The organism is Chryseobacterium sp. BLS98, assembly GCF_001045445.1.
In the GTDB taxonomy this organism is placed as follows: domain Bacteria; phylum Bacteroidota; class Bacteroidia; order Flavobacteriales; family Weeksellaceae; genus Chryseobacterium.
In genome coordinates this window covers 897,019-917,329 of record NZ_LFNF01000001.1, presented here as the reverse complement: position 1 = coordinate 917,329, position 20,311 = coordinate 897,019, and the positions used below count along the sequence as shown (strand labels likewise).

The window sequence follows — 20,311 nt, the reverse complement described above, 5'->3', positions numbered from 1 at the left end:
TTAGTCTATGATGACCATTAAAATAATGCGTGATAGTACTTCCATCATCCCTCTTCCAGCTTTTAACTTATCCCTCCAGAATCTGTTCTGCCGCTGTTTTAGAAGTTACCTTTTCTATCACTCTTGTACAAATACCTTTTTCATCAAAAATAAAAGTGGTTCTTACAATGCCCATATAGGTTTTTCCAAAGGTTTTCTTTTCCTGCCAAACGCCGAATTTCTCTATAATATCATGGCTTTCATCGGCAATAAGATCATAAGGGAATGCAAATTTGTTATGGAAATTCTTCTGCTTCTTTACACTGTCCCCGCTTACTCCAAGCAATTGGTAACCGGCTTTTTCAAGTTTTGAATAATTATCGCTCAAATTACAGGCTTCTACAGTACAGGTAGGAGTATTGGCTTGAGGATAAAAGAAAATGACTAATTTTTTCCCGGTTAATTTTGATGAGGTTATGGTTTCTCCATCCTGATTGGTTCCTTCAAATTCAGGTAATTTATCTCCTACTTTCAACATAATGAATTAATTTTGTTTCAAATTTAATGGTTACATGACAAAAAAGCAAAGAGCTGAGCTTGTTCAGAAAGAACTGGATAAATTATATCCTACAACGCCAATCCCTTTAGATCATACTGATCCCTATACTCTAATGGTTGCTGTAGCACTTTCTGCACAGACCACAGATAAAAAGGTAAATCAGGTAACTCCCCATCTTTTTGAAGTTGCTGGAACCCCGCAAAGGATGGCCAGGCTGGAAGAATACCAGATTAAGGAACTGATCAAAGAAATAGGACTGTCCAATACCAAAGCCAAAAACCTTAAAAGAATGGCGGAACTTCTACTCGAAAGACACAACGGTATCGTTCCCCAAACTTACGAAGAACTGGAAGCCCTTCCTGGAGTGGGTCATAAAACTGCTTCTGTGGTCATGAGCCAGGGTTTCGGATTTCCTGCTTTTCCGGTTGATACGCACATCCACAGACTGATGACACAATGGAAGCTCACTTCGGGTAAAAACGTGGTAGAAACGGAAAAAGATGCAAAAGTCCTGTTTCCGGAAGAAGTGTGGAACAAACTCCACCTGCAGATTATTTATTACGGCAGAGAATATTCTCCCGCCAGAGGAAAAGGGGAAAAGGACTTCATCACAAAAATGATGTTTGAAAAATAAAACGATATTTCAGGTTACACCAATTCCCCTTCACTGAAGGAGTGGATTTTTGCATAGCAAAAAGACAGGGTAGTTAACAAGCATTAAATATCCAGAAGCCTTCTGTGATAATTGATCTGTCCCAGATGATAGTCCAGATGCGTAATGAGATGAATAAGAAAGTATCCTGTTGTCATTTTATCTCCGAAAACAACCAAAGGATACTCTTTTTCCAGATCTTCAGGAGTTAATTGACTCAGCACTTTGTCTACCACGGCTGTTGTTGCTGCTACTTGCTCAATAAGTTCTGTCTGAGGGATATCTTTTAATGAAAATTCCAGCTCCCTGTTCCTGATATAGCCGGTTTTTCCAAGCTCTGCTCCTATAAAATGGCTGAGGTTACCCACCAAATGCAGACAGAGGTTTCCTGCAGAATTGGCAATGTTTTTATCGGTTTTCCAGATTGCAGTTTCATTTTGGTAGGACTCTATTTCTGTTTTTAATTTGTTTAAATCTCTGTTGTAGAGAGATTTAAGGCTTTCTGTAATCATATTTTATAATTTTGTCCAATTTTGATTTGTTTTCATTGCTGCCAGAATATCGTAAAGTTTTTTTAAGCCTCTTGTTCCCATTAATCCATAATCACGTATCGTTTTAGTTTTTAAATTATCATAAGTAATTGTCAAATATCCTGTAGCATCATCAGAATGGGAAACATTGTATTCGTCATTTAAATTTTCAAAATCAATGTAATTTACCAGGTCAACAATTTCCTTAAAGTCTTTTTCCGAAAGCTTTGCGGTATAAACGCCAGGGATTAAAAATCCGTCATCTTTGGTAGTCCATGTTGCATCTTTGTTTGATACGATTTCCATTTCGAAAGTATAATGATTCCAATGAGATCCTGAGGTTTTAAATTTTATTTCCAGGATATGATGTTTTTTTGGAGACAGGTTTTCTTCAATAAATTCTCCATTTTTATAAACAAGGTTCTCTTTGATTAAATTGCTTAAAAATCCAAATCTACTGAGAATTTTGATACTGTAATATTCTATCTTATTATCTTTTACAGATGAAAATGAACATTCCTCATAAAGTTTTCCCTTACCAAGGTTTTTTGATTCAAAATGAGTTCCTTTATCTAATATGTAAATGGTTTTAGGACCATCAGAACTATTTCCTGTTACCAAAAGATCTGTCAGTCCGTTATTATCAAAATCTGATTTTTCCCAGTTCTGTTTTAATTTCAGACTATCTCCAATTGATGAGCAATACGAATTATATTTTATTTTGTCTTCAACATTTAGGTAATAGTTTATTTTATTGTCTCTATTTTCAATAAACTTTTGAATATCTTTTGCTGAGGTTAATGAATCAATCCTGTTAAAAATCTTTTTATTTTGGCTATAAAAAAAGGACAAACAAAATAAAATAGTTATCAAAGAGAATTTTTTTTTCATGGCCATATTTATAAAATAAAAGACGAAGAAGTTTACTAAACCTCTTCGTCAAAATTATTGATTTTTATATCTCTTTAAAAAAATTATTTCTGTTTCTTCGCCCAAAGCTCCATCTTTCTGTTCAGAACATCAAGCGGAAGGCATCCCTGGCTTAAAACTTCATCATGGAAGCTTGCCAGATTAAACTTGCTTCCAAGTTCCTTCTGATATTTTTCTCTGAGCTCACGGATGCGAAGCGAACCAATTTTATAACCTAAAGCCTGTCCCGGCATCGCCATATATCTTTCCACTTCTGCAGTAGCGCCGGCTTCATCATACGAAATATTGCTCAGGAAATATTTAATGGCCTCTTCTCTGCTCATGGTTCCGGTGTGGATTCCTGTATCCACAACCAGTCTTACTGCTCTCAGCATCTGATCGCTCAGATATCCCATTTTCTGGTAAGGATCGGTGTAAAGACCAAACTCGGGTCCCAGAGTTTCACAATAATGCGCCCAGCCTTCTCCATAAGCTCCGAACCATCCGAATCTCATAAACTTCGGAAGTTTTGTATTCTCCTGCTGAAGCGAAACCTGATAATGGTGCCCCGGAATAGCTTCATGAAGGAAAAGCGATTCCATTCCGGAAGTTACATTGAACTTGGAAGGATCTGGAAGCGGGATATAAAATATTCCCGGTCTTTTTCCGTCAGGAGTTCCCTGAATGTATTCTGCACTCGCGCTGGCTTCTCTGAATTTTTCCGTCTGTCTGATTTCGAATTTCGTTTTTGGAGTTACATTGAACATCGTCTTCAGTTTAGGCGTGATCTTCGCTAAAATTCCATTGAATCCATTCAGAACCTCTTTAGAAGTCTTATAAGGCATAGCTTTAGGGTCTGTTTTCACAAAATTGATAAACTCTTCCAGTGTTCCTGTAAAACCTACCTGCTGCTTTACTTTTTCCATTTCTGCCCGAAGCATGGCAACTTGCTGTAATCCGATCTTATTGATCTCTTCAGGTGTTTTCTTGGTTGTAGTCCAGCTTTTGGCATAATATCTGTAAATTTCCTTTCCGTTCGGCAGGCTGTTATATCCATCAGTATCACGGGCCTTAGGAAGATATTCCTTTTCCAGGAATGTCCCCATTTTGGTGTAAGCCGGAATGATCTTTTTGGTAATGGCATCAGCATAGAGAGCAGAATATTTATCTTTCTGGGCTTTTGTAAAGCTTTTGGGGAAATTTCTGATAGGTCCGTAAAAAATATTTTTAGCCATATCAGTTGTTGTAATCTCCTCAGCTTTCATCTGGGGAATCATTTTGATAACCAGTTTTTTAGGAAGAACAATTTTATTATTGATTCCTTCGCGGAAGTTATCTGCTGCTGCATTCATCCAGTCCGGGAATTTTTCCATCCTTTTCAGCCAGTCACTATAGTCTTTTTCTGTTTTAAAAGGCTGGCTTCCTTCTCCGCTCCCATAGAGCGGGAAACTGAGAGGGAGTCCTCCAAACTGGGTAAAAGGAATGTATTCCGGATGATAGGCATACGCCTCGATTTTATCTTTTAGAGTATAGTCCAGAACGTCATAAACCACTTTTTCTTCGTCCGAAAGATTCTTATAGTCAACACTTTCCAGCTGCTTCTGAACGGAGTTGTAGAAAGCCACTTCTCCGGAAATAAAATCTCTGTCGATATTGATGGGAAGCTGGTCATTATACCTTGTATCTCCCTGAGAGGTAGCCTCCAAAGGATATAATTTAAGATACTGCTCATAATAGTTGGATGCAATAGAATCCATATTCGTAGGAGTTACCTTCGTCAGCGGAGAATCGGATTTTTTACAGGATGCAAGGCTGATCACCAGTCCAAGCCCTAAAATGCCTTTTGATAAAATGTTTTTCATTTTCAGAATCTTTATGAAGCAAAAGTAAGTATTATTGGCATATACGGAATACTCAATCATAATGATTTAAAAAAATAATTTTCAAAATATTTTCAACATTGAATCAATTTTTTATCTTTGTCTAAAACATTTAACAATCATATTATTACAGCTCTTTTTTAAGAAATAATGAAAGGGATTTTAAAAATTTACCATCCGGAGGAAACCCTAAAATACAATATTAGAAATACTTATTGTAAAGCGGTCTACAGCAACCAGCAGCATTTTCTAGAGGTTGAAATTATAACGGATGACAGTTTGGATCATGTAGATGATGATTCATTACAGTACAACTTTCCGCAGCTTTCACTTGAAATTTTTGATTTTCCGATTGAATCGAAGGAGATTGAAGGAAAAACAATCAAAATCAATGATTCTGATGAAGAAACCTATACAGAAGTAGACCTGTTTGATGACGAGGAAGCCTTTATCTACGATAATGAGCTCCTGTTTGAGAAAAATGAAGAGGACGAGCTTCAGGTTATCTGGAAAGGGACTATCGACGATTTCTATACAGGATCAGGGACACCCATCCCATTCCGCTTAAAATGCGAGTTCAAGCAGGACGATATTAATATAGACGAAGACTAACCGTTTTCTCATTATTTTTAAAACAAATTTCTTTTCAAATTCTCTTTTGGAAAGAAATTTGCTGTTTTCCAGTCATAACAAATTTTAAGTTGTTTTTAAGCAATTTTTAAGAGAGCAATTCATAATATTCCACTACATTTGTCGTTAAATTTTTATAAAAATTCACATTAATGCTGTTAACGGAACTTACTCAGATTTTATTTGCACAGATTACTGCTCCTGCAGTTGCAACAGACGATTTAGAATTTTCATTTTGGAAGATCATGTTTCACGGAGGGGCCTTCGCAAAAATAGTGATGGTGACCGTTTTAGCTTTGGGTGTATTTTCACTGTACCTGTTTTTTGAACGCTTTTTCTTTATCAAAAGGCTGACTTCAAAAACAGATGCCAACTTCATGGATAATATTGAAGATTTTATCAAAGAAGGTAAAATAGAATCTGCTGCAGATTATTGTAAAAGACAGAACTCTCCTGAAGGAAGAATTCTGGAAAAAGGAATTTCAAGGCTTGGACGCCCTGTTTCAGATATTGTAAGTGCCATGGAATCCCAAGCCCAGGTAGAAGTCGCCAATATGGAGAAAAACCTTAACCTTTTGGCTGTAGTACCGAGTATTGCACCAATGCTGGGGCTTTTGGGAACAGTTATCGGGATGATCATTGCCTTTTTCAATCTTTCCCATGCAACAGGATCATTCTCGCCTAAAACATTGTCTGAAGGTATTTATACGGCATTGGGACAAACGGCGGTAGGTTTGGCTGTAGCTATTCCTGCTAACTTTTTCTACAATATTCTTCTGACCAGAATTGATAAGTTTGTACTGAAAGCACAGAATATGTCAGGAGAATTTTTAGACCTTATCAACAAACCTTTATAAATCTTCGTTATGAAAATTCAGAGAAGAAATAAAGCGAATCCCGAGTTCAGTTTGGCAGCGATGACCGATGTTATCTTGCTGATGCTGATATTCTTTATGATCACTTCGTCAGCCGCCAATCAAAGTGCGATTGATGTAAAGTTACCAAAAGCCGGGGCCGTGGAAGATAATATTCCTAATCCTTTGACAGTAAGTATAAAACCGGATGGATCTTATTTTGTAGATGACAGCCCTGTGATGAGAGATCAGCTGGAAGCATTGATTGTCAGTAAACTAACTGGTCAGGCGAACAAGTCTTTTACCATACGGGCAGATGAAAATACCATGCATAAAGACGTTGTTTTCGTCATGGAAATTGCTGAAAAAAATAAGTTTAATATTGCTATTGCAACTGTTAAAGATAAATAATGCCTCCGGGAAACCGGAAAGAATCATTTAAAATGAGAGGTTATACAGTAAACAAAGACGAGCAAAACAAAGACAAGATAAAAAGTGCTCTACTTTCTATCCTTATCTGGTGTGGAATCTTGCTCTTTGTTTTTTTATATAAATTGAAACCGGAAATAGATAAACAGCCTGACGAGGTAATAACAACCATGCTCGTTAATTTTGGTGACAACAGGAACGGAAACGGAATTGAAGAACCTGCTGACCAACCGGGAAGTCTGGCTGCGGCTACAGAAGAAGTAATTCCTGAGCCCATCGAAACACCCGTACCAGAAACAAAAACGGTGGTGAAGCCGGAACCTGCGCCTGAGCCAAAAAAAACAGAGGTAAAAGAAAAGGTGATTACCGGTAATAATTCAAAAACCAGTGTTGCTAAAAAAGAAGAATCCAAAAAAGCAGATAAGAAAACCGCAACCAGTGCAAGTGCTTCAAAAACTGCTAAAAAATCCGGCGCTACAACGGCTAATTCCAAAACAGGAAGCGGTGATGGGAAAGGAAATGCAGCCATCGGAAACCTGATCAGAGGACGAGGAACAAAAGCCGGAAGCCAGGGTACAGGAACCGGGATAGGAAATGCAGGAGATCCTTTAGGGGGAGACGGAAACGGAGACAGTAAAGTGGGTATCGACAGAAAATTGGTCGGATACATTCCAGGAACCATGGGAAGAGGTGGAGAACAGCCTGCAAACAGCTGTAAAGCAAGTGGTACAATTACAGTAGCTTACACCGTAGATAAAGCCGGAAATGTAGTTTCGGCAAAAAGATCAGGAGGAACATCCGATCCCTGCATTACATCGAATGCAATAGCATGGGTTAAAAAATACGTGAAAGCTGAAAAAGCAAGCACATCCTCCACAGGAACTTATAAAATAACCTTCTAAAAATACAAAAGCACTTTATTCAAGTGCTTTTTTTATTTCATTGATCCTGTTGATCACCGGAAGCGCAAATATACCGCTCGTCTGGAGATACAGTTCGTAGAACGTTTTTGCTTTGTCTAAAAACACATCATTTTTTTCTCCTCTACCTTTAAAATAGAAAAGGTTGCCAAGCATTTCGTAATAGTCTTTGTGATCTCTTTCCTGCCTTTCATTAACGATTTCTATGATTTCTTCCTTTGTTTTTAAGGAAAGTGTAGTAAAATCAAATTTGAAAATATCCCTCATCAAAGAATCAAAATCTAATTCTTTCTGCATTAAACTTTCTTCAGGCTTGTCTAAAATAAGTTTTTCCAGTGCTTGAGTTAGCTGTCGTATTAATCTTAAGGTGAATTCTTTATCTGTGATCATAATTGATTTTTTATATTTAAAGTAACCGGTGGCTTCGAGTGCCTCAGCCACCTATTGGTCTTTGTTGTTATTTTTGTGATACTTATTCTTAAATATTTTGATTGGAAAATATTTGCGATGGCTATTCGTGGGTGGCTGAGGCTCTCGAAGCCACCATTCCCTTAAGCAAAAAACAAATACGCCAGTGCAATTGAAACAATAACACCCACTAAATCCGCCAGAAGCATAGCAATTACCGTATATCTTGTATTCTTCACGGCTACGGCACCAAAATAAACAGCGATCACGTAAAACGTTGTATCTGAGCTTCCCTGAAGAACCGCCGCAAGCTTACCCTGGAAACTATCAGCTCCAAAAGTTGACATTGTATCTACCATCATTCCTCTGGCTCCAGAACCTGAAAGAGGTTTTATTAATGCCGTCGGAAGACCGTCCACAAATCTTGGATCAAACCCTGCTGTATTGGCTACCCATTTCATCCCGTCTATGATGACATCAAAAACGCCGGAAGTTCTTAAAAGAGAAATAGCGATTAACATTCCAACCAGATAAGGAATAATCTTGACGCAGGTGGTGAAACCTTCTTTTGCTCCTTCAATAAAGGCATCAAAAACGTTGATTTTCTTATAAACAGCTCCCAGTACTATGGCGAGGAAGATGAAGAGAATCAGTCCGTTACTCAGTACTTTGCTGAAAGTATCCAGTTCGTCTTTGCTTAACTGAACAAGGTAAACAACGAGAAGTGCAATAACCGCTGAAATTCCTCCTACATAAGCAAGAACAACAGGTTTTAATAAATTGATTTTCTGATATAAAGAAACAATAATCATCGCTGCCAATGTTGCTGCAAAAGTGGCAATCATACAGGGCAGAAAGATATCTGTCGGGGTTTTGGACCCCATTGAAGCCCTGATAGCAATAATGGAGACCGGTATCAGTGTCATTCCACCCGCATGGAGACACAAAAACATAATCTGCGAATTGCTGGCCGTATCTTTATTGGGATTTAAAGTCTGAAGGCTTTCCATCGCTTTTAAACCAAATGGAGTAGCGGCGTTATCCAGTCCCAGAAGATTGGCGCTGAAATTCATCAGCATATGTCCGAAAGCCGGGTGATTCTTAGGAATGTCTGGGAAAAGCTTTGAGAAAAAAGGCTGTATAAAACGGCTTAAAAGATTAATTCCACCTGCTTTTTCAGCAATACTCATGAATCCCATGAACAGGGTCATGATTCCGATCAGGCCAATACAAATCTTTACTGCCGTTTCGGACGTTCCGATCACTCCGTCTGCTTCCTGAACGCGGTAGACCTTTACGTCTTGCTTTAAAGAGTCAGTTTTGTAATGGATCCTGCTGTCTGCAAAATCATTTTTTTTCATCAGACTGTCCCTTACAACAGGAACAAGTGTATTCATTGGCTGTGAAGCGATCTGAACCGTATCACCACCTTTTCCTACCACCATATCATTGAAGATGGTTTTGTAGTGGTCTGACGAAATATATTTAATACCGGCTATGGCAATGGCAATAATAATAAAAGCCGACCAAATTCTGCTGAGGACCATTCGTTTGAATTAAAATTTTAGAAAAGATAATAAATTAAATGTAAAACTTGAAAAACTTTTATTACTGGAAGTTTTTATTTTATTTATAATTGAAATGCTTCGGCTTTGCTCAGCATGACAATGCTAATGCTAACGGCTTATATATAAGCAAAATAATTTTACCTGTGTCATGCTGAGCGAAGTCGAAGCATTCCTAATTTTAGTCATTTAGATAAACCAGATATCCCTCAAAATCATCATCAAGACTTTTCAAAACTTTTGCATCAGCCATTTTCTTTTCCAGGCTATCGATAAAAAATCCTTTTTCAAAAAATTGTCGGTGAATTCCCGGAAGCAGTTCCATGAAATAATCCATCCCGATTTTGTTGTTGTGAAGGTCCATTTTAGTTTCCAAAGGCTCATTGGGGAAAAGTTCCTCGTGCATATCCGTTAATCTTTTACAGAAATCCAATGCTTTTTGGGGCGAGGAGACCTTGCAGCAGTACATCATGATGAAACAGCACCATAATGCATGTCTATAGGCATTCCCAATACCATTGTTAGAAGCTGTTTTCGGGAATTTTTTCTGAGCAATACGAAAGGTTTGTACCGTTGCATGAAAGCTTAATAATGCAAAAATGGGATGGGGGAGAAGGAGCGATAAAAGGCGCATGATCTTTTTCAGGCTCATGCTGCGGATAGCATTAAAAAATATCTTAAAAGTCCTCATAAATAAAAATCTCTCCCTAATTAGAGAGAGATTGTATAGTGTTTGTTACAGTTCTTAAGCATTTACAGCTAATAAATTGACTGTTTTAGCTACTGTATCTTTAATTTCTGTTCTTTTTACGATAAAATCTACAAATCCTTTTTCCTGTAAGAATTCAGAAGTCTGGAAACCTTCAGGAAGGTCTCTTCCGATCGTTTCACGGATTACTCTAGGACCGGCAAAACCAATCAGCGCTCCTGGTTCAGCCATGATTATATCTGCTGTCATAGCGAAAGATGCTGTAATTCCTCCAAAAGTAGGATCACACAGGTAAGCAATGTATAAAAGTCCGGCTTCCGAAAGCTGGGCAAGCTTAGCCTGAACTTTGGCAAGCTGCATCAGAGAGTAAGTTGCTTCCTGCATTCTTGCACCTCCGGACTGGCAGATGATCATGTACGGAAGCTTGTTGGCGATACAGTAATCTACTGCTCTTCTGATCTTTTCACCCATTACGGAGCCCAAAGATCCGCCGATAAAAGCAAAATCCATACAGGAAACCACCATTTCAGTTCCTTTTACGGTTCCTACTGCGTTTCTGATGGAATCTGTAAGCTTTGTTTTCGCTTTTACTTCTTTTAAACGGTCTTTGTAAGGTTTTGTATCCTTGAAATTTAAGATGTCAATACTTTCAACATTGGCATCCAGTTCAGTGAACTTACCTTCGTCAAAAAGGATGTCAAAAAATTCTGCACTTCCTATTCTTACATGAAATCCGTCTTCAGGAGAAACATAGTTGTTTCTTCTCAGTTCATCATGCTCCACTATTTTTCCTGATGGAGTCTGATGCCAAAGGCCTTTGGGAACATCCTTTTTTTCATCAGTAGAGGTGGTAATGTTTTTTGCTTTTCTTTTAAACCAGTCGAATGCCATTTTGATTGTATTAGGGTATAAATGTAAAATGTATTAATGTAAACTGCATCCATTCATGAATACTTTTTACATTAATACAAATGTACAGTTCTTATTTTAAAGTATTTACGTTATTTAAGTCTTCAAATGCTTTAACCAGTCTTGTAGAGAAAGTTTCCTCGCCTTTTCTTACCCAAACTCTTGGGTCATAGAATTTCTTGTTCGGTTTTTCTTCTCCTTCAGGGTTTCCGATCTGAGATCTTAAATAATCAATATTGTTAACCATATAGTCTCTAACGCCTTCTGTATAAGCGAACTGAAGGTCGGTGTCAATATTCATTTTAATTACTCCGTAGTCGATTGCTTCTCTGATCTCTTCCAAAGTAGATCCTGAACCTCCGTGGAATACGAAGTTAACCGGCTTAGCCGCTGTTCCGAATTTCTCCTGAACGTATTTCTGAGAGTTGTCAAGGATTTTTGGGGTAAGAACCACATTTCCTGGCTTATAAACTCCGTGTACATTTCCAAAAGCAGCAGCAATGGTAAAGTTATCGGAAATCGCTTTTAATTTCTCGTAAGTGTAAGCAATATCTTCAGGCTGGGTGTATAATTTAGAATTGTCAACATCAGAATTATCAACCCCGTCTTCTTCACCACCTGTAACACCAATCTCCACTTCTAAAGTCATCTGCATTTTAGCCATTCTTTCGAAATATTTAGTTGAAATCTCAAGGTTTTCTTCTAAAGACTCTTCAGAAAGATCCAGCATGTGAGAAGAATAAAGAGACTTTCCAGTCTGCTTATAATGCTCTTCACTTGCATCTAATAATCCGTCGATCCAAGGCAATAATTTCTTTGCACAGTGGTCTGTATGTAAAATGACAGTAGCTCCGTAAGCTTCTGCAAGAGTATGAATATGTTTAGCCCCGGCAATAGATCCTAAAATCGCTGCTTTCTGGCCGTCATTGCTTAATCCTTTTCCTGCGTTAAAAGCAGCTCCGCCGTTTGAAAACTGGATGATTACAGGAGAGTTTAATTTCGCTGCGGTTTCCATTACAGCATTTACATTGCTTGAACCAATTACGTTTACTGCAGGCAGTGCAAATTTGTTTTCTTTGGCATACTGAAAAATATCAGTAACTAATTGACCTGTGGCAACTCCTGCCGGAAAAATTCTGCTCATGTTTTACTTTTTATTTTAAATTATTAGGCGTTTTTAAAATTCCTGTAAAGGTAATCATTTTTGAGGAATTACTAATTTCTTTTGTCCCTGCCCCAAAGCAGCTTCTGGCGGATCGTTTCGTAGAAGCTTAAATGGTTCGGCTGTACCAGAAGAATCTGAAAAGCGGCCTTTTTGATGATAATTTCTTTGTCGGTTTCTATATGGACCAGTCGTGAGTCCAGCGAAAGAGAATATTGTGGCACTCTGCTTTCTACTTTAAATTTTATTTCTACCCTGTCATTGACAACCAATGGCCGTACATTCAGATTGTGCGGAGCGATAGGGGTAATGACAAAGTTTTCGTTATTCGGAGAGATAATTGGCCCGCCGCAGCTTAAAGAATAGGCCGTGGAACCCGTAGGTGTGGAAACAATGACCCCGTCACCCCAGAATACATTTAAAAATTCGTCATTGATGTAGGAGTCCACCGTAATCATGGAGGTTGTTTCCTTTCTGGATACGGTAACATCATTCAGTGCGTATGGGAAAAAATCGTCGGATCTTGGAGAAACGACCTCAATCACTGCGCGGCGGCTTGTTTTCACATCTCCTTTTAAGATGGCATCAAGTTCTTTGAAGGCCTCTTCTTTCGTAAAGCTGGCCAGGAATCCTAATCTTCCGGTATTCACCCCTACAATCGGGATTTCAAGGTCTTCAACGAAGGTTAATGAATTCACGATCGTTCCGTCTCCCCCGAAAGTAAAGAAAAGGTCTACTTCCTTGTCCAGAAGGTCCTGCTTGCTGTTGAATGTTTCAAATATCTTTGAGAACTGAAGGGCTTCAGCCATTTCATCATACAGAACAGATTTTACGCCTCTGGTTTCAAGCTCCGAGATAAACTTGCTTAAATATAAAAAAGTATCGAGGTCTTTTTTCTGAGAATATATGGCTGCCTTCATGTTATATTTCTATAAATTTTTGGAAAAACCCAAATCTGTCCTTAAACAGATCCGATTTTTCGTCAGAATAGTATTTTTCAACAATTCTGTAATCGTAGCGGTCAAAAGTAGCGTCTATCGAAGACAGGTTTTCATTGCTGATCTTAATGGTTACCTGGATTACTTCATCGGACATAAAAGAGATGAATCCGCCATAGAACTTCGAGTTGTTGCTTTCCACAATGTTGGCGATTTCCGTCATCGAATACTTTCTGGCCGGGGTTTCTATGGTAAGGATAGCTCCTGTCTCCGAAAACAGAGGGTATCTGGAAAGATTCTGGAAAATATCCTCACAGGTGATATACCCGAGATATTTTTCATTCTTGTTGATTACCGGAATCACATTGGCATTGAAAGTATAGAACAGACGGATGCTGTCCATTATATTATTGTCTTCCAGAATGGCAAAGCGCTCGATCTGATGTTCAAGATCCTTCAATATCCCGTCATCTTCATAAAGAAAATCTTCCGCAATAGCTCCGTAGAAGTGATGGGATTTTTTAATGAAAATATGGGAATATCCAAAATCCTCTAACATATTTCTTGCTGATTCTATTGAGTCAGTAAGGCTAAAACACGGAAAGTCTTTTGAGATATAATCCTTGATAAACATTGTGCTAATTTATAAAAAATTAAATGAAACTTTTTCTCAAAACATCACTTTTTTTCGGGAAAAATAAAAAAAATGATGTTAAAATTTGTTTGTAATGAAAAAAAAAGTACCTTTGTCGCCTTTCATTTTTACTTTTTATTAGATTTATTTCAAACTGCACTGTCTTTTAAGGACATATGCAGTTTTTTTATTTTAGGGCCTTTGCGAATTCCCACATCACGATTCCGCCGCATACGCTTACGTTGAGAGAGTGCTTTGTTCCAAGTTGCGGAATTTCAAGAAATGTGTCAATATTGGGCAGGGCTTCATCACTTATTCCTTCCACTTCATTTCCTAAGATCAGCGCATATTTTTTTGATTTATCAATATTGAAATCGGTGATCATGACGCTGTCGGTCGTCTGTTCAATTCCTATGATTTCATATCCGCGGCTTTTATAATCGCTGATTGTGGTGTTAATATCACTTTCGTGCCCCCAATCCACACTTTCCGTAGCTCCAAGCGCAGCTTTATGAATCTCCCGGTGTGGTGGCTGCGGGGTAATTCCACAGAGAATTATTTTTTCGATCAGAAAAGCATCTGCCGTTCTGAAAGATGCTCCCACGTTGTGCATGCTCCTTAAGTTGTCTAAAATAATGACCAATGGAATTTTCTCAACCTTTTTAAATGTTTCCACATCTATTCTGTTAAGCTCTTCCAGTTTTAGTTTCTGTACCAATTGTTTTATTTTGTTGAAATTAATTTTCCGTCTTTGTATATCTCTGTCTTTTCAATGCTTCCGTCTTCACGGTAATGAACCCGGGTTCCGTTCCATTTATCGTTGGCAAATTCTGTTTCACGCTGTACTTTTCCTGATGGATAAAGCGCTTTCCATTTTCCCACGGCCAGACCGTTTTCATACTGGCCGATCTGTTTGGGCGTTTTTCCGTCCTCATGGAACAGCTTGGTTTCACCATGAAGTTTTCCTAACCTGTAGTTTGAAACTTCAGTTATTTTGCCGGCCGGAGAGTAAAAAGTAGCGTTAGAACTGTCATCATATATATTTTTTTCACCGTTTCTGAAAACCTCTTTGGAGGTAAGAACACCGTTTTTGTCATAGTAGGACCATTCTTTTGTCTTATAACCTTTTTTGTTTTCTCCTTTGGCCTGTACTTTTCCGCTGTCGTAATAATAAACGGCTTCCCCGTCTATTTTACCTTTTTTCCATTCCACCACCTGCTTTACCTGTCCGTTTTCGTAGAAATCTTTACAGGACCCTTCCTGCAGCCCGTCTTTGAATCCGCATGGTTTTTGTGCTATAGCCCACGATGATGCGACCATTAACATCAAAAGAAAGTATTTCATAGATATTTTTATTTCAAAAATAGCAAAATACTTATATTTGATTTAAATTATTTACCATGAGAAAAATATTCGCTTTACTGCTTTTGGCATTCTCTTTTGCTCTTTCACAGGCACAAAATACGTATTATCCTCAGGCTTTTTTTGATAAGAAACTGGCCAAAGATATGCTTAGTTTCGGAAATTCTACCATAGAAGGAGTGGCTTCCACCAAACAGAAAAACAATTGGGGAATCAAACCTCTGCTTGGCGCAAAACATTATGCTCCAAAGGGAACCGTTGTCATGCTTTTTCCTGTAACTCCTTATTTTGATGAGTTTTACAATATGAGAAGAAAGTACGAGAATAAAAAAACAACGGTATATATGTCTGAAGATGCTTTTAAATACAGGCTGGAAGCTTTAACAGATGATTACGGAAGGTTTAAATTTGAAAAACTGAAGCCCGGGAAATATTACCTGGAAACCATCGTTAATTTTACGGCAACAGCAAGCTATCAGCAGCAAACAGGAACATCAGATGCTTATAATGCTTATGGAGGTTATTTGTATTCCACCCCGATATACCAGACTTTTTTCTATGGCTATTCCGCAGCCAACCGCGAAAGTAAATTTGTGGAAATAAAAGAAGACGGCGAGCTCAAAGAAATCAATCTCTAAGATCTGTTTTTACTTTAGACCCATGATCTGATGGACGCTTCTCTCAATGTTTTGTGCCAGAGCTTCCATAGGAATATCATTTTCATCATTATTAAAAGGATCTTCAATTTCTTCAGCGATCAGTTCCAGGCTCATCAGAACGTAATAAACGAAAACCGTAAGCGGGATCATCAGGAGCCCGATTGTGATAACATAGGCAACCGGCAATGCCAGTACATACAAAATGATAAACTTTTTAACAAACGAAGAATAGGAGTAAGGAATAGGCGTATTCTTAATCCTCTCACAACCTCCACAGACATCCAGAAACCCTGAAAGCTGGGTGTCGAGGTACAGCATTTCAACATCCGAGATCTTTCCTTCTTTTTTCAGCTGATTCAGCTTATGGCTCAAAAGAATGACGATTTCACTGGGACCATGGTGCTTCAGTGATTTTTCTATTTCAGAATAATCTTCATCCAAAGCCAGCCTTGTAGATTCCTTGGAAAGATGCTTGGCAAGGAAATGCGGGAAATACTTTAAATATCTCGATATCTGTTCTGCATCCTGGCGGTTCTCATCTAAAATTGCATTGATCTTTACCGCAAAATTCCGGGTATCATTCACCAGCTTTCCCCACAGTTTTCTGCCTTCCCACCATCTGTCGTAGGCTGTATTTGTTCTGAAAACAAGTAACAGAGAAAGTACAAAACCCAGCAGCGAATGGATCATTCCCACATTGCTGACCCCTGATTTTGCCGTAAGATGAAGATATTCCACTTCCAGATACTGAATACCCCACGAATAAAGCCCCACCAGGATCATTGTTGGAAAAAGGATCTTCATGGTATCGCTTTTATGCATGCTGAAAAGGATTTTCAGGAAATGCTTGGTATTGTAGACTCTCATAAATTCTCTTGGTCTTACAAAGATAATTTTTTTTCGTTTTATCCACTATTTACGGGAATCCATAAATTTTATAGGGGCAGAGACGATTTCTTTGTAAGAAAAAATATGGGTTACTACAGAAAGGGACATTTCAGGAGCGGAAAGTGGATCAGTGGGCATTATGTAAGTACTTTCGGACGAAAAAGAAGAAAATCAAATAGTCCTCAGGGATGTGCTGTGATATTCTGGGGAGGAATAATTTCTTTCCTGCTTTATATGTTGGGTTAATTAGTGAAAGTTGATTGTTTTTCTTCTGCAGATTTTTACAGATTTCAAAAAAACACTATTTTTATTTCGCATTAAACAACAAAACAAGATGATCCTCGAAAACGTAGATGTAGTAAACGATATCAGTAAAGAAGATTTTCAGAAGAATTATTTCAAAAAACATAAGCCGCTTCTGATCAAAAATTTTGCGAGCCGGTGGGATGCTTTCGACAAATGGAATCTGGCCTACATTAGGGAAAAAGCAGGCGATCAGGATGTTCCTCTTTATGACAACAAGCCTGCCGATGCTTCCAAAAGTTCCGATGCGCCCGTGACGAATATGAAAATGAAGGATTATATTGATACCATAAAAAGTAAACCTTCAGATCTGCGCATCTTCTTCTATATTATCACAGACCGGCTTCCCGAGCTGCTGAAAAATTTCACGTATCCTGATCTGGGAATCAAATTCTTCAAAAGATTGCCAACCCTTTTCTTTGGAGGAAGTGAAGCACATGTATTAATGCATTATGATGTGGATCTCGGAGATTTTCTTCACATTCATTTTGAGGGTAAAAAAAGGATACTCCTGTTTGATCAGGAACAGTCGGATTTCCTTTATAAAGTTCCGCTTTCCGTACATACCGTTTACAATATAGATTATGAAAATCCTGATTATGAGAAGTTTCCGGCTTTACAGTACGCCAGAGGTTACGAAATTTTCATGGAACACGGCGATGCACTTTTCATCCCGGGAGCATTCTGGCATTTCAACAGGTATCTGGAACCGGGATTTTCTTTGTCACTTCGTGCACTTCCCAACAGACCTAATGTTTTTGCGAATATGATGTACCATGTTTTTATCATGAGGTATACCGACAAACTTCTTCGTAAGCTTTTTAAGGCTAAATGGGTGAATTACAAGCAGAAATGGGCATATGAGAAAGGGATGGAAGCATTTGAGAAGCAGCAAAAATCTGGGAAGAGATAAGGCTGGAGGTTTGAGGCTGGAAGTTACAGCTTCTCCTGATACTTCTTGCTGCGACTGTCATTCAAGAAGATCAATGTCGCAAATAAATGCTACAAAGGTTAATTAAAAAATGTTCAGTGGTTCCACGGACCTCAGAAACTTCCATCTTCCGGCATCCATCTTCCCTCTATTCATTGATAAGTCCGAAAATTTTAGCGTCCACAAACTTTCCTTTTTCAAAAAAGTAATCACGCAGAATCCCTTCATCTTTAAAATTTAAAGATTGCAGGAGCTTTTCGGAAGAAATATTGGCAGGATCAGTGAAGGCGTCCACGCGGTGAAGTCTCATGCTTTCGAATCCAAAAGTAAGAATAGGGAGGATGGCTTCTTTCATATAAGATTTTCTCCAGTACTTCGGGTTAAGCTCATAGCCAATCTCAGCACGGAAATGATCACGGTACCAGTTATGATAGCCACATGTTCCTATGACCTTCTTTTCGGATTTTAATTCCAAAGCCCACCGGAAACCTTTTCCTTTTTCAAACTCACCATTAAAATACCGGATAATATTCCGGGCATCCTCCAGGGTTTTGAAAACCTCCAGGTCATAATATTCCATAACTTCTTGTAGAGAAAAATACTCAAAAAGGTCTTCCGCATCATCAGGAGTAAGTTGTCTTAAAAACAGTCTTTCAGTTTCCAGAACCGGATACATCATAGAATTTTTTTACTGAAAAATACAATAAATATTTTATTCTGAAATACATAAACGGCTTTTTTGATCCCGGTTAAGGGATTAATTCTACACTAATTTCAATCCCTGAATATATTTTATTTAAATTTGGGGCTCATTTTTTATTATGGCAAAAACGAAGAAGGAAATCCGCTTATGATGCAGTATTAAATAGGAATTAGCTTATTACTATTACGGCAAATGTGCGATTGTGGGGGACTTTGATCTTTTCCAAATTAGAAGAAAATTATCCGGAAATTTGTATTTTTACAAAAAAATACTATGAAAAAAAATTATCTTTTTTTAATTCTTTTTTTATTATCCGGATATCTTTTAAAGGCGCAGACTATAGCATGGTATAAGGATTTACCAACGATTCCGGGTTTTCCTTATGCTGGTGGAGTTGTATCAGCTACAGACTCATCTGATAATATATATGCAGGATGGACCTCTCAGCGTACTTCTCCCAATGTAGAACGATTATTATGTGTTGCAAAATATAATTCAGCAGGAGAATTAGACCCTACCTTTGGAAATGGGGGCATTACTAATTTCAGTCCTATCTTAAGTTCCACTATTGTAGGATTAAAAGTGCTAACAGGGGGCAAAATTGTATTGTTTATGGAAGATGGCACGGCTTTAAGAGTGAATTCTGACGGAACCCAGGATACAAGCTTTGGTTATAATGGGATTAAACAGATATTCGAGGGAGTACAATACTATTATAGAACTATAAATGTATACGAATACGACAACCACTCTTTCATTACCAACAGTTATAAAGATATTTTTAACAATTATAAAGCTGAGATTATTTGTTTAGATCAGAATCTTAATGCGGATCCCGTTTATCTCAATCAAGGACGCTTGGATGTTATTCCGGGTTTTATCGTTTCATCAACCAATAAACCTGATATAAAGGGGCTATATTTTTATAATAATAAGATATATCTCAATATTAATGGTAAATATGTTTCTGAATATGATTTACATACAGGAGTGAAGAATTTCAATTATGGGAATAATGGTGAATCTGGAGCTTATAACCTGGCTGCTGCTGTACAATATGGAAAACCGCTTTATGTTAATATGCAACTGATAGGATCAAACAACCGTCCTTTGGTAGTTAAAAGGTTTTTGCCTGATATGCAGGTAGATCCCACTTTTTCTATGACTTCACCACCGGGAGTACAATTTCAGCCTGATAACAGGACATATATTCTGCCCAATAATCAAATCTTAATATCAACAACTGTAGATATTTCACAAAATTCAGATCGTAGGGTATTACTTTGCTTAAATCCTAATGGAGATCGAGATATTGGTTTTGGAGGAATGGTTATTAATCCTTATTCTACGGCTTATGGTGTGTTTGATGTATCATCTGCTATTGACATAAAAAACCCCAACTGGTATATTCATGATAATTACTTAATAGGGGTAACATCAAGACGTATAGCTAAAATTTTATATAATACCACTACGCTTTCATCAGTTGAAACAGAAAAGCCGTCTGCAAAAATTGAGCTGGTACCTAATCCTGTTTCCGATAAAGCACAATTAATGATCAGCGAGGTAAAAGACAAGCCTTCTGCAGCCATTTACAGTGCGGATGGAAGGAAAATATCAGAAATGATCATTACTCAAAGAAGTACAGAATTAGATTTTTCTTTATTGCCTTCCGGAAATTATATTATCAAAATTCAAAATAAGGATAGAAAGGAGGCATTGAAGTTTATCAAGAAATAAATTTTATATTTTTCAACAACCTATAACCCCAGATTTATTTTTTAAATTTGGGGCTCAT

General features: G+C 37.8%; 24 protein-coding genes. 9 read left to right on the top strand and 15 right to left on the bottom strand.

The features are described 5' to 3' along the window. Positions 1-67: 67 nt before the first annotated feature. The gene (gene bcp, locus ACM40_RS04065; protein WP_048501516.1) at positions 68-517 is read right to left on the bottom strand and encodes a thioredoxin-dependent thiol peroxidase; all 450 of its coding nucleotides are present in this window, start codon (positions 515-517) and stop codon (positions 68-70) included. Positions 518-551: 34 nt separating this feature from the next. Between bcp and ACM40_RS04060 the strand changes: the two genes are divergently transcribed. Continuing rightward, the gene (locus ACM40_RS04060) at positions 552-1,172 is read left to right on the top strand and encodes an endonuclease III domain-containing protein (protein WP_048501515.1); all 621 of its coding nucleotides are present in this window, start codon (positions 552-554) and stop codon (positions 1,170-1,172) included. Positions 1,173-1,255: 83 nt separating this feature from the next. Here ACM40_RS04060 and ACM40_RS04055 read toward each other — a convergent pair whose 3' ends face one another. The 3 genes from ACM40_RS04055 to ACM40_RS04045 all read right to left on the bottom strand — a co-directional run bounded on the left by ACM40_RS04055 (position 1,256) and on the right by ACM40_RS04045 (position 4,491). Next, positions 1,256-1,702: a DinB family protein gene (locus ACM40_RS04055; RefSeq protein WP_048501514.1), complete on the bottom strand. Its 447-nt coding sequence runs from the start codon at positions 1,700-1,702 to the stop codon at positions 1,256-1,258. Positions 1,703-1,705: 3 nt separating this feature from the next. Further along, on the bottom strand, positions 1,706-2,611 hold the full coding sequence (locus ACM40_RS04050) for a DUF6438 domain-containing protein (protein WP_131705328.1): 906 nt from the start codon (positions 2,609-2,611) through the stop codon (positions 1,706-1,708). An 83-nt stretch (positions 2,612-2,694) separates the two neighbouring features. Continuing rightward, the gene (locus ACM40_RS04045; protein ID WP_048501731.1) at positions 2,695-4,491 is read right to left on the bottom strand and encodes a DUF885 domain-containing protein; all 1,797 of its coding nucleotides are present in this window, start codon (positions 4,489-4,491) and stop codon (positions 2,695-2,697) included. A 168-nt stretch (positions 4,492-4,659) separates the two neighbouring features. Between ACM40_RS04045 and ACM40_RS04040 the strand changes: the two genes are divergently transcribed. The 4 genes from ACM40_RS04040 to ACM40_RS04025 all read left to right on the top strand — a co-directional run bounded on the left by ACM40_RS04040 (position 4,660) and on the right by ACM40_RS04025 (position 7,324). Next, the gene (locus ACM40_RS04040) at positions 4,660-5,121 is read left to right on the top strand and encodes a hypothetical protein (RefSeq protein ID WP_048501512.1); all 462 of its coding nucleotides are present in this window, start codon (positions 4,660-4,662) and stop codon (positions 5,119-5,121) included. Between the two features lie 170 nt (positions 5,122-5,291). Continuing rightward, positions 5,292-5,996, top strand: a complete 705-nt coding sequence (locus ACM40_RS04035) for a MotA/TolQ/ExbB proton channel family protein (RefSeq protein ID WP_048501511.1) — start codon at positions 5,292-5,294, stop codon at positions 5,994-5,996. A 9-nt stretch (positions 5,997-6,005) separates the two neighbouring features. Then, positions 6,006-6,404 (top strand): ExbD/TolR family protein, encoded by a 399-nt coding sequence (locus ACM40_RS04030; protein WP_048501510.1) that lies wholly within the window; start codon positions 6,006-6,008, stop codon positions 6,402-6,404. A gap of 32 nt (positions 6,405-6,436) precedes the next feature. Beyond that, the gene (locus tag ACM40_RS04025; RefSeq protein ID WP_048501730.1) at positions 6,437-7,324 is read left to right on the top strand and encodes a hypothetical protein; all 888 of its coding nucleotides are present in this window, start codon (positions 6,437-6,439) and stop codon (positions 7,322-7,324) included. 15 nt (positions 7,325-7,339) lie between these two features. On the opposite strand, the gene ACM40_RS04020 is transcribed toward ACM40_RS04025, so the two are convergent. The 9 genes from ACM40_RS04020 to ACM40_RS03980 form a co-directional block, all read right to left on the bottom strand. Continuing rightward, on the bottom strand, positions 7,340-7,732 hold the full coding sequence (locus tag ACM40_RS04020; protein WP_048501509.1) for a hypothetical protein: 393 nt from the start codon (positions 7,730-7,732) through the stop codon (positions 7,340-7,342). A 161-nt stretch (positions 7,733-7,893) separates the two neighbouring features. Then, entirely contained in the window at positions 7,894-9,297 is a 1,404-nt protein-coding gene (locus ACM40_RS04015; protein WP_048501508.1) for a nucleoside recognition domain-containing protein, read from the bottom strand. A gap of 199 nt (positions 9,298-9,496) precedes the next feature. Then, positions 9,497-10,006, bottom strand: a complete 510-nt coding sequence (locus tag ACM40_RS04010; protein WP_048501507.1) for a DUF6973 domain-containing protein — start codon at positions 10,004-10,006, stop codon at positions 9,497-9,499. A gap of 54 nt (positions 10,007-10,060) precedes the next feature. Beyond that, the gene (gene accD / locus ACM40_RS04005) at positions 10,061-10,915 is read right to left on the bottom strand and encodes an acetyl-CoA carboxylase, carboxyltransferase subunit beta (RefSeq protein WP_040993809.1); all 855 of its coding nucleotides are present in this window, start codon (positions 10,913-10,915) and stop codon (positions 10,061-10,063) included. Positions 10,916-11,006: 91 nt separating this feature from the next. Further along, complete coding sequence (gene fbaA, locus ACM40_RS04000; RefSeq protein WP_040993081.1) at positions 11,007-12,077, bottom strand: class II fructose-bisphosphate aldolase; 1,071 nt, start codon at positions 12,075-12,077, stop codon at positions 11,007-11,009. Positions 12,078-12,148: 71 nt separating this feature from the next. Next, positions 12,149-13,015, bottom strand: a complete 867-nt coding sequence (locus ACM40_RS03995; protein WP_048501506.1) for an NAD kinase — start codon at positions 13,013-13,015, stop codon at positions 12,149-12,151. A 1-nt stretch (position 13,016) separates the two neighbouring features. Then, positions 13,017-13,592: a CBS domain-containing protein gene (locus ACM40_RS03990; RefSeq protein WP_228376131.1), complete on the bottom strand. Its 576-nt coding sequence runs from the start codon at positions 13,590-13,592 to the stop codon at positions 13,017-13,019. Between the two features lie 262 nt (positions 13,593-13,854). Next, a complete protein-coding gene (locus ACM40_RS03985) occupies positions 13,855-14,385 on the bottom strand; it encodes an RNA methyltransferase (protein ID WP_048501504.1) in 531 nt (176 codons plus the stop codon). Positions 14,386-14,390: 5 nt separating this feature from the next. Next, positions 14,391-15,011: a toxin-antitoxin system YwqK family antitoxin gene (locus tag ACM40_RS03980; protein WP_048501503.1), complete on the bottom strand. Its 621-nt coding sequence runs from the start codon at positions 15,009-15,011 to the stop codon at positions 14,391-14,393. A gap of 56 nt (positions 15,012-15,067) precedes the next feature. On the opposite strand from ACM40_RS03980, the gene ACM40_RS03975 reads away from it, so the two are divergent. Beyond that, entirely contained in the window at positions 15,068-15,667 is a 600-nt protein-coding gene (locus ACM40_RS03975; RefSeq protein ID WP_048501502.1) for a hypothetical protein, read from the top strand. A 9-nt stretch (positions 15,668-15,676) separates the two neighbouring features. On the opposite strand, the gene ACM40_RS03970 is transcribed toward ACM40_RS03975, so the two are convergent. Next, entirely contained in the window at positions 15,677-16,555 is an 879-nt protein-coding gene (locus ACM40_RS03970; RefSeq protein WP_048501501.1) for a bestrophin family protein, read from the bottom strand. A 105-nt stretch (positions 16,556-16,660) separates the two neighbouring features. Between ACM40_RS03970 and ACM40_RS20475 the strand changes: the two genes are divergently transcribed. Both ACM40_RS20475 and ACM40_RS03965 read left to right on the top strand, forming a co-directional pair. Next, entirely contained in the window at positions 16,661-16,822 is a 162-nt protein-coding gene (locus ACM40_RS20475) for a hypothetical protein (protein WP_165579271.1), read from the top strand. An 88-nt stretch (positions 16,823-16,910) separates the two neighbouring features. After that, the gene (locus ACM40_RS03965; RefSeq protein ID WP_048501729.1) at positions 16,911-17,792 is read left to right on the top strand and encodes a cupin-like domain-containing protein; all 882 of its coding nucleotides are present in this window, start codon (positions 16,911-16,913) and stop codon (positions 17,790-17,792) included. 166 nt (positions 17,793-17,958) lie between these two features. On the opposite strand, the gene ACM40_RS03960 is transcribed toward ACM40_RS03965, so the two are convergent. Next, positions 17,959-18,489: a GNAT family N-acetyltransferase gene (locus ACM40_RS03960; RefSeq protein WP_048501500.1), complete on the bottom strand. Its 531-nt coding sequence runs from the start codon at positions 18,487-18,489 to the stop codon at positions 17,959-17,961. Positions 18,490-18,786: 297 nt separating this feature from the next. Between ACM40_RS03960 and ACM40_RS03955 the strand changes: the two genes are divergently transcribed. Next, positions 18,787-20,253 carry a T9SS type A sorting domain-containing protein gene (locus ACM40_RS03955; protein WP_048501499.1) on the top strand — a complete coding sequence of 489 codons (1,467 nt, stop codon included), beginning with the start codon at positions 18,787-18,789 and terminating at the stop codon, positions 20,251-20,253. Positions 20,254-20,311: the final 58 nt, after the last annotated feature.

Coding starts and splice junctions, on each gene's coding strand:
- bcp (WP_048501516.1), bottom strand. CDS start 517: ATGTTGAAAGTAGGAGATAAATTACCTGAATTTGAAGGAACCAATCAG.
- ACM40_RS04060 (WP_048501515.1), top strand. CDS start 552: ATGACAAAAAAGCAAAGAGCTGAGCTTGTTCAGAAAGAACTGGATAAA.
- ACM40_RS04055 (WP_048501514.1), bottom strand. CDS start 1,702: ATGATTACAGAAAGCCTTAAATCTCTCTACAACAGAGATTTAAACAAA.
- ACM40_RS04050 (WP_131705328.1), bottom strand. CDS start 2,611: ATGAAAAAAAAATTCTCTTTGATAACTATTTTATTTTGTTTGTCCTTT.
- ACM40_RS04045 (WP_048501731.1), bottom strand. CDS start 4,491: ATGAAAAACATTTTATCAAAAGGCATTTTAGGGCTTGGACTGGTGATC.
- ACM40_RS04040 (WP_048501512.1), top strand. CDS start 4,660: ATGAAAGGGATTTTAAAAATTTACCATCCGGAGGAAACCCTAAAATAC.
- ACM40_RS04035 (WP_048501511.1), top strand. CDS start 5,292: ATGCTGTTAACGGAACTTACTCAGATTTTATTTGCACAGATTACTGCT.
- ACM40_RS04030 (WP_048501510.1), top strand. CDS start 6,006: ATGAAAATTCAGAGAAGAAATAAAGCGAATCCCGAGTTCAGTTTGGCA.
- ACM40_RS04025 (WP_048501730.1), top strand. CDS start 6,437: ATGAGAGGTTATACAGTAAACAAAGACGAGCAAAACAAAGACAAGATA.
- ACM40_RS04020 (WP_048501509.1), bottom strand. CDS start 7,732: ATGATCACAGATAAAGAATTCACCTTAAGATTAATACGACAGCTAACT.
- ACM40_RS04015 (WP_048501508.1), bottom strand. CDS start 9,297: ATGGTCCTCAGCAGAATTTGGTCGGCTTTTATTATTATTGCCATTGCC.
- ACM40_RS04010 (WP_048501507.1), bottom strand. CDS start 10,006: ATGAGGACTTTTAAGATATTTTTTAATGCTATCCGCAGCATGAGCCTG.
- accD (WP_040993809.1), bottom strand. CDS start 10,915: ATGGCATTCGACTGGTTTAAAAGAAAAGCAAAAAACATTACCACCTCT.
- fbaA (WP_040993081.1), bottom strand. CDS start 12,077: ATGAGCAGAATTTTTCCGGCAGGAGTTGCCACAGGTCAATTAGTTACT.
- ACM40_RS03995 (WP_048501506.1), bottom strand. CDS start 13,015: ATGAAGGCAGCCATATATTCTCAGAAAAAAGACCTCGATACTTTTTTA.
- ACM40_RS03990 (WP_228376131.1), bottom strand. CDS start 13,592: ATGTTAGAGGATTTTGGATATTCCCATATTTTCATTAAAAAATCCCAT.
- ACM40_RS03980 (WP_048501503.1), bottom strand. CDS start 15,011: ATGAAATACTTTCTTTTGATGTTAATGGTCGCATCATCGTGGGCTATA.
- ACM40_RS03975 (WP_048501502.1), top strand. CDS start 15,068: ATGAGAAAAATATTCGCTTTACTGCTTTTGGCATTCTCTTTTGCTCTT.
- ACM40_RS03970 (WP_048501501.1), bottom strand. CDS start 16,555: ATGAGAGTCTACAATACCAAGCATTTCCTGAAAATCCTTTTCAGCATG.
- ACM40_RS20475 (WP_165579271.1), top strand. CDS start 16,661: ATGGGTTACTACAGAAAGGGACATTTCAGGAGCGGAAAGTGGATCAGT.
- ACM40_RS03965 (WP_048501729.1), top strand. CDS start 16,911: ATGATCCTCGAAAACGTAGATGTAGTAAACGATATCAGTAAAGAAGAT.
- ACM40_RS03960 (WP_048501500.1), bottom strand. CDS start 18,489: ATGATGTATCCGGTTCTGGAAACTGAAAGACTGTTTTTAAGACAACTT.
- ACM40_RS03955 (WP_048501499.1), top strand. CDS start 18,787: ATGAAAAAAAATTATCTTTTTTTAATTCTTTTTTTATTATCCGGATAT.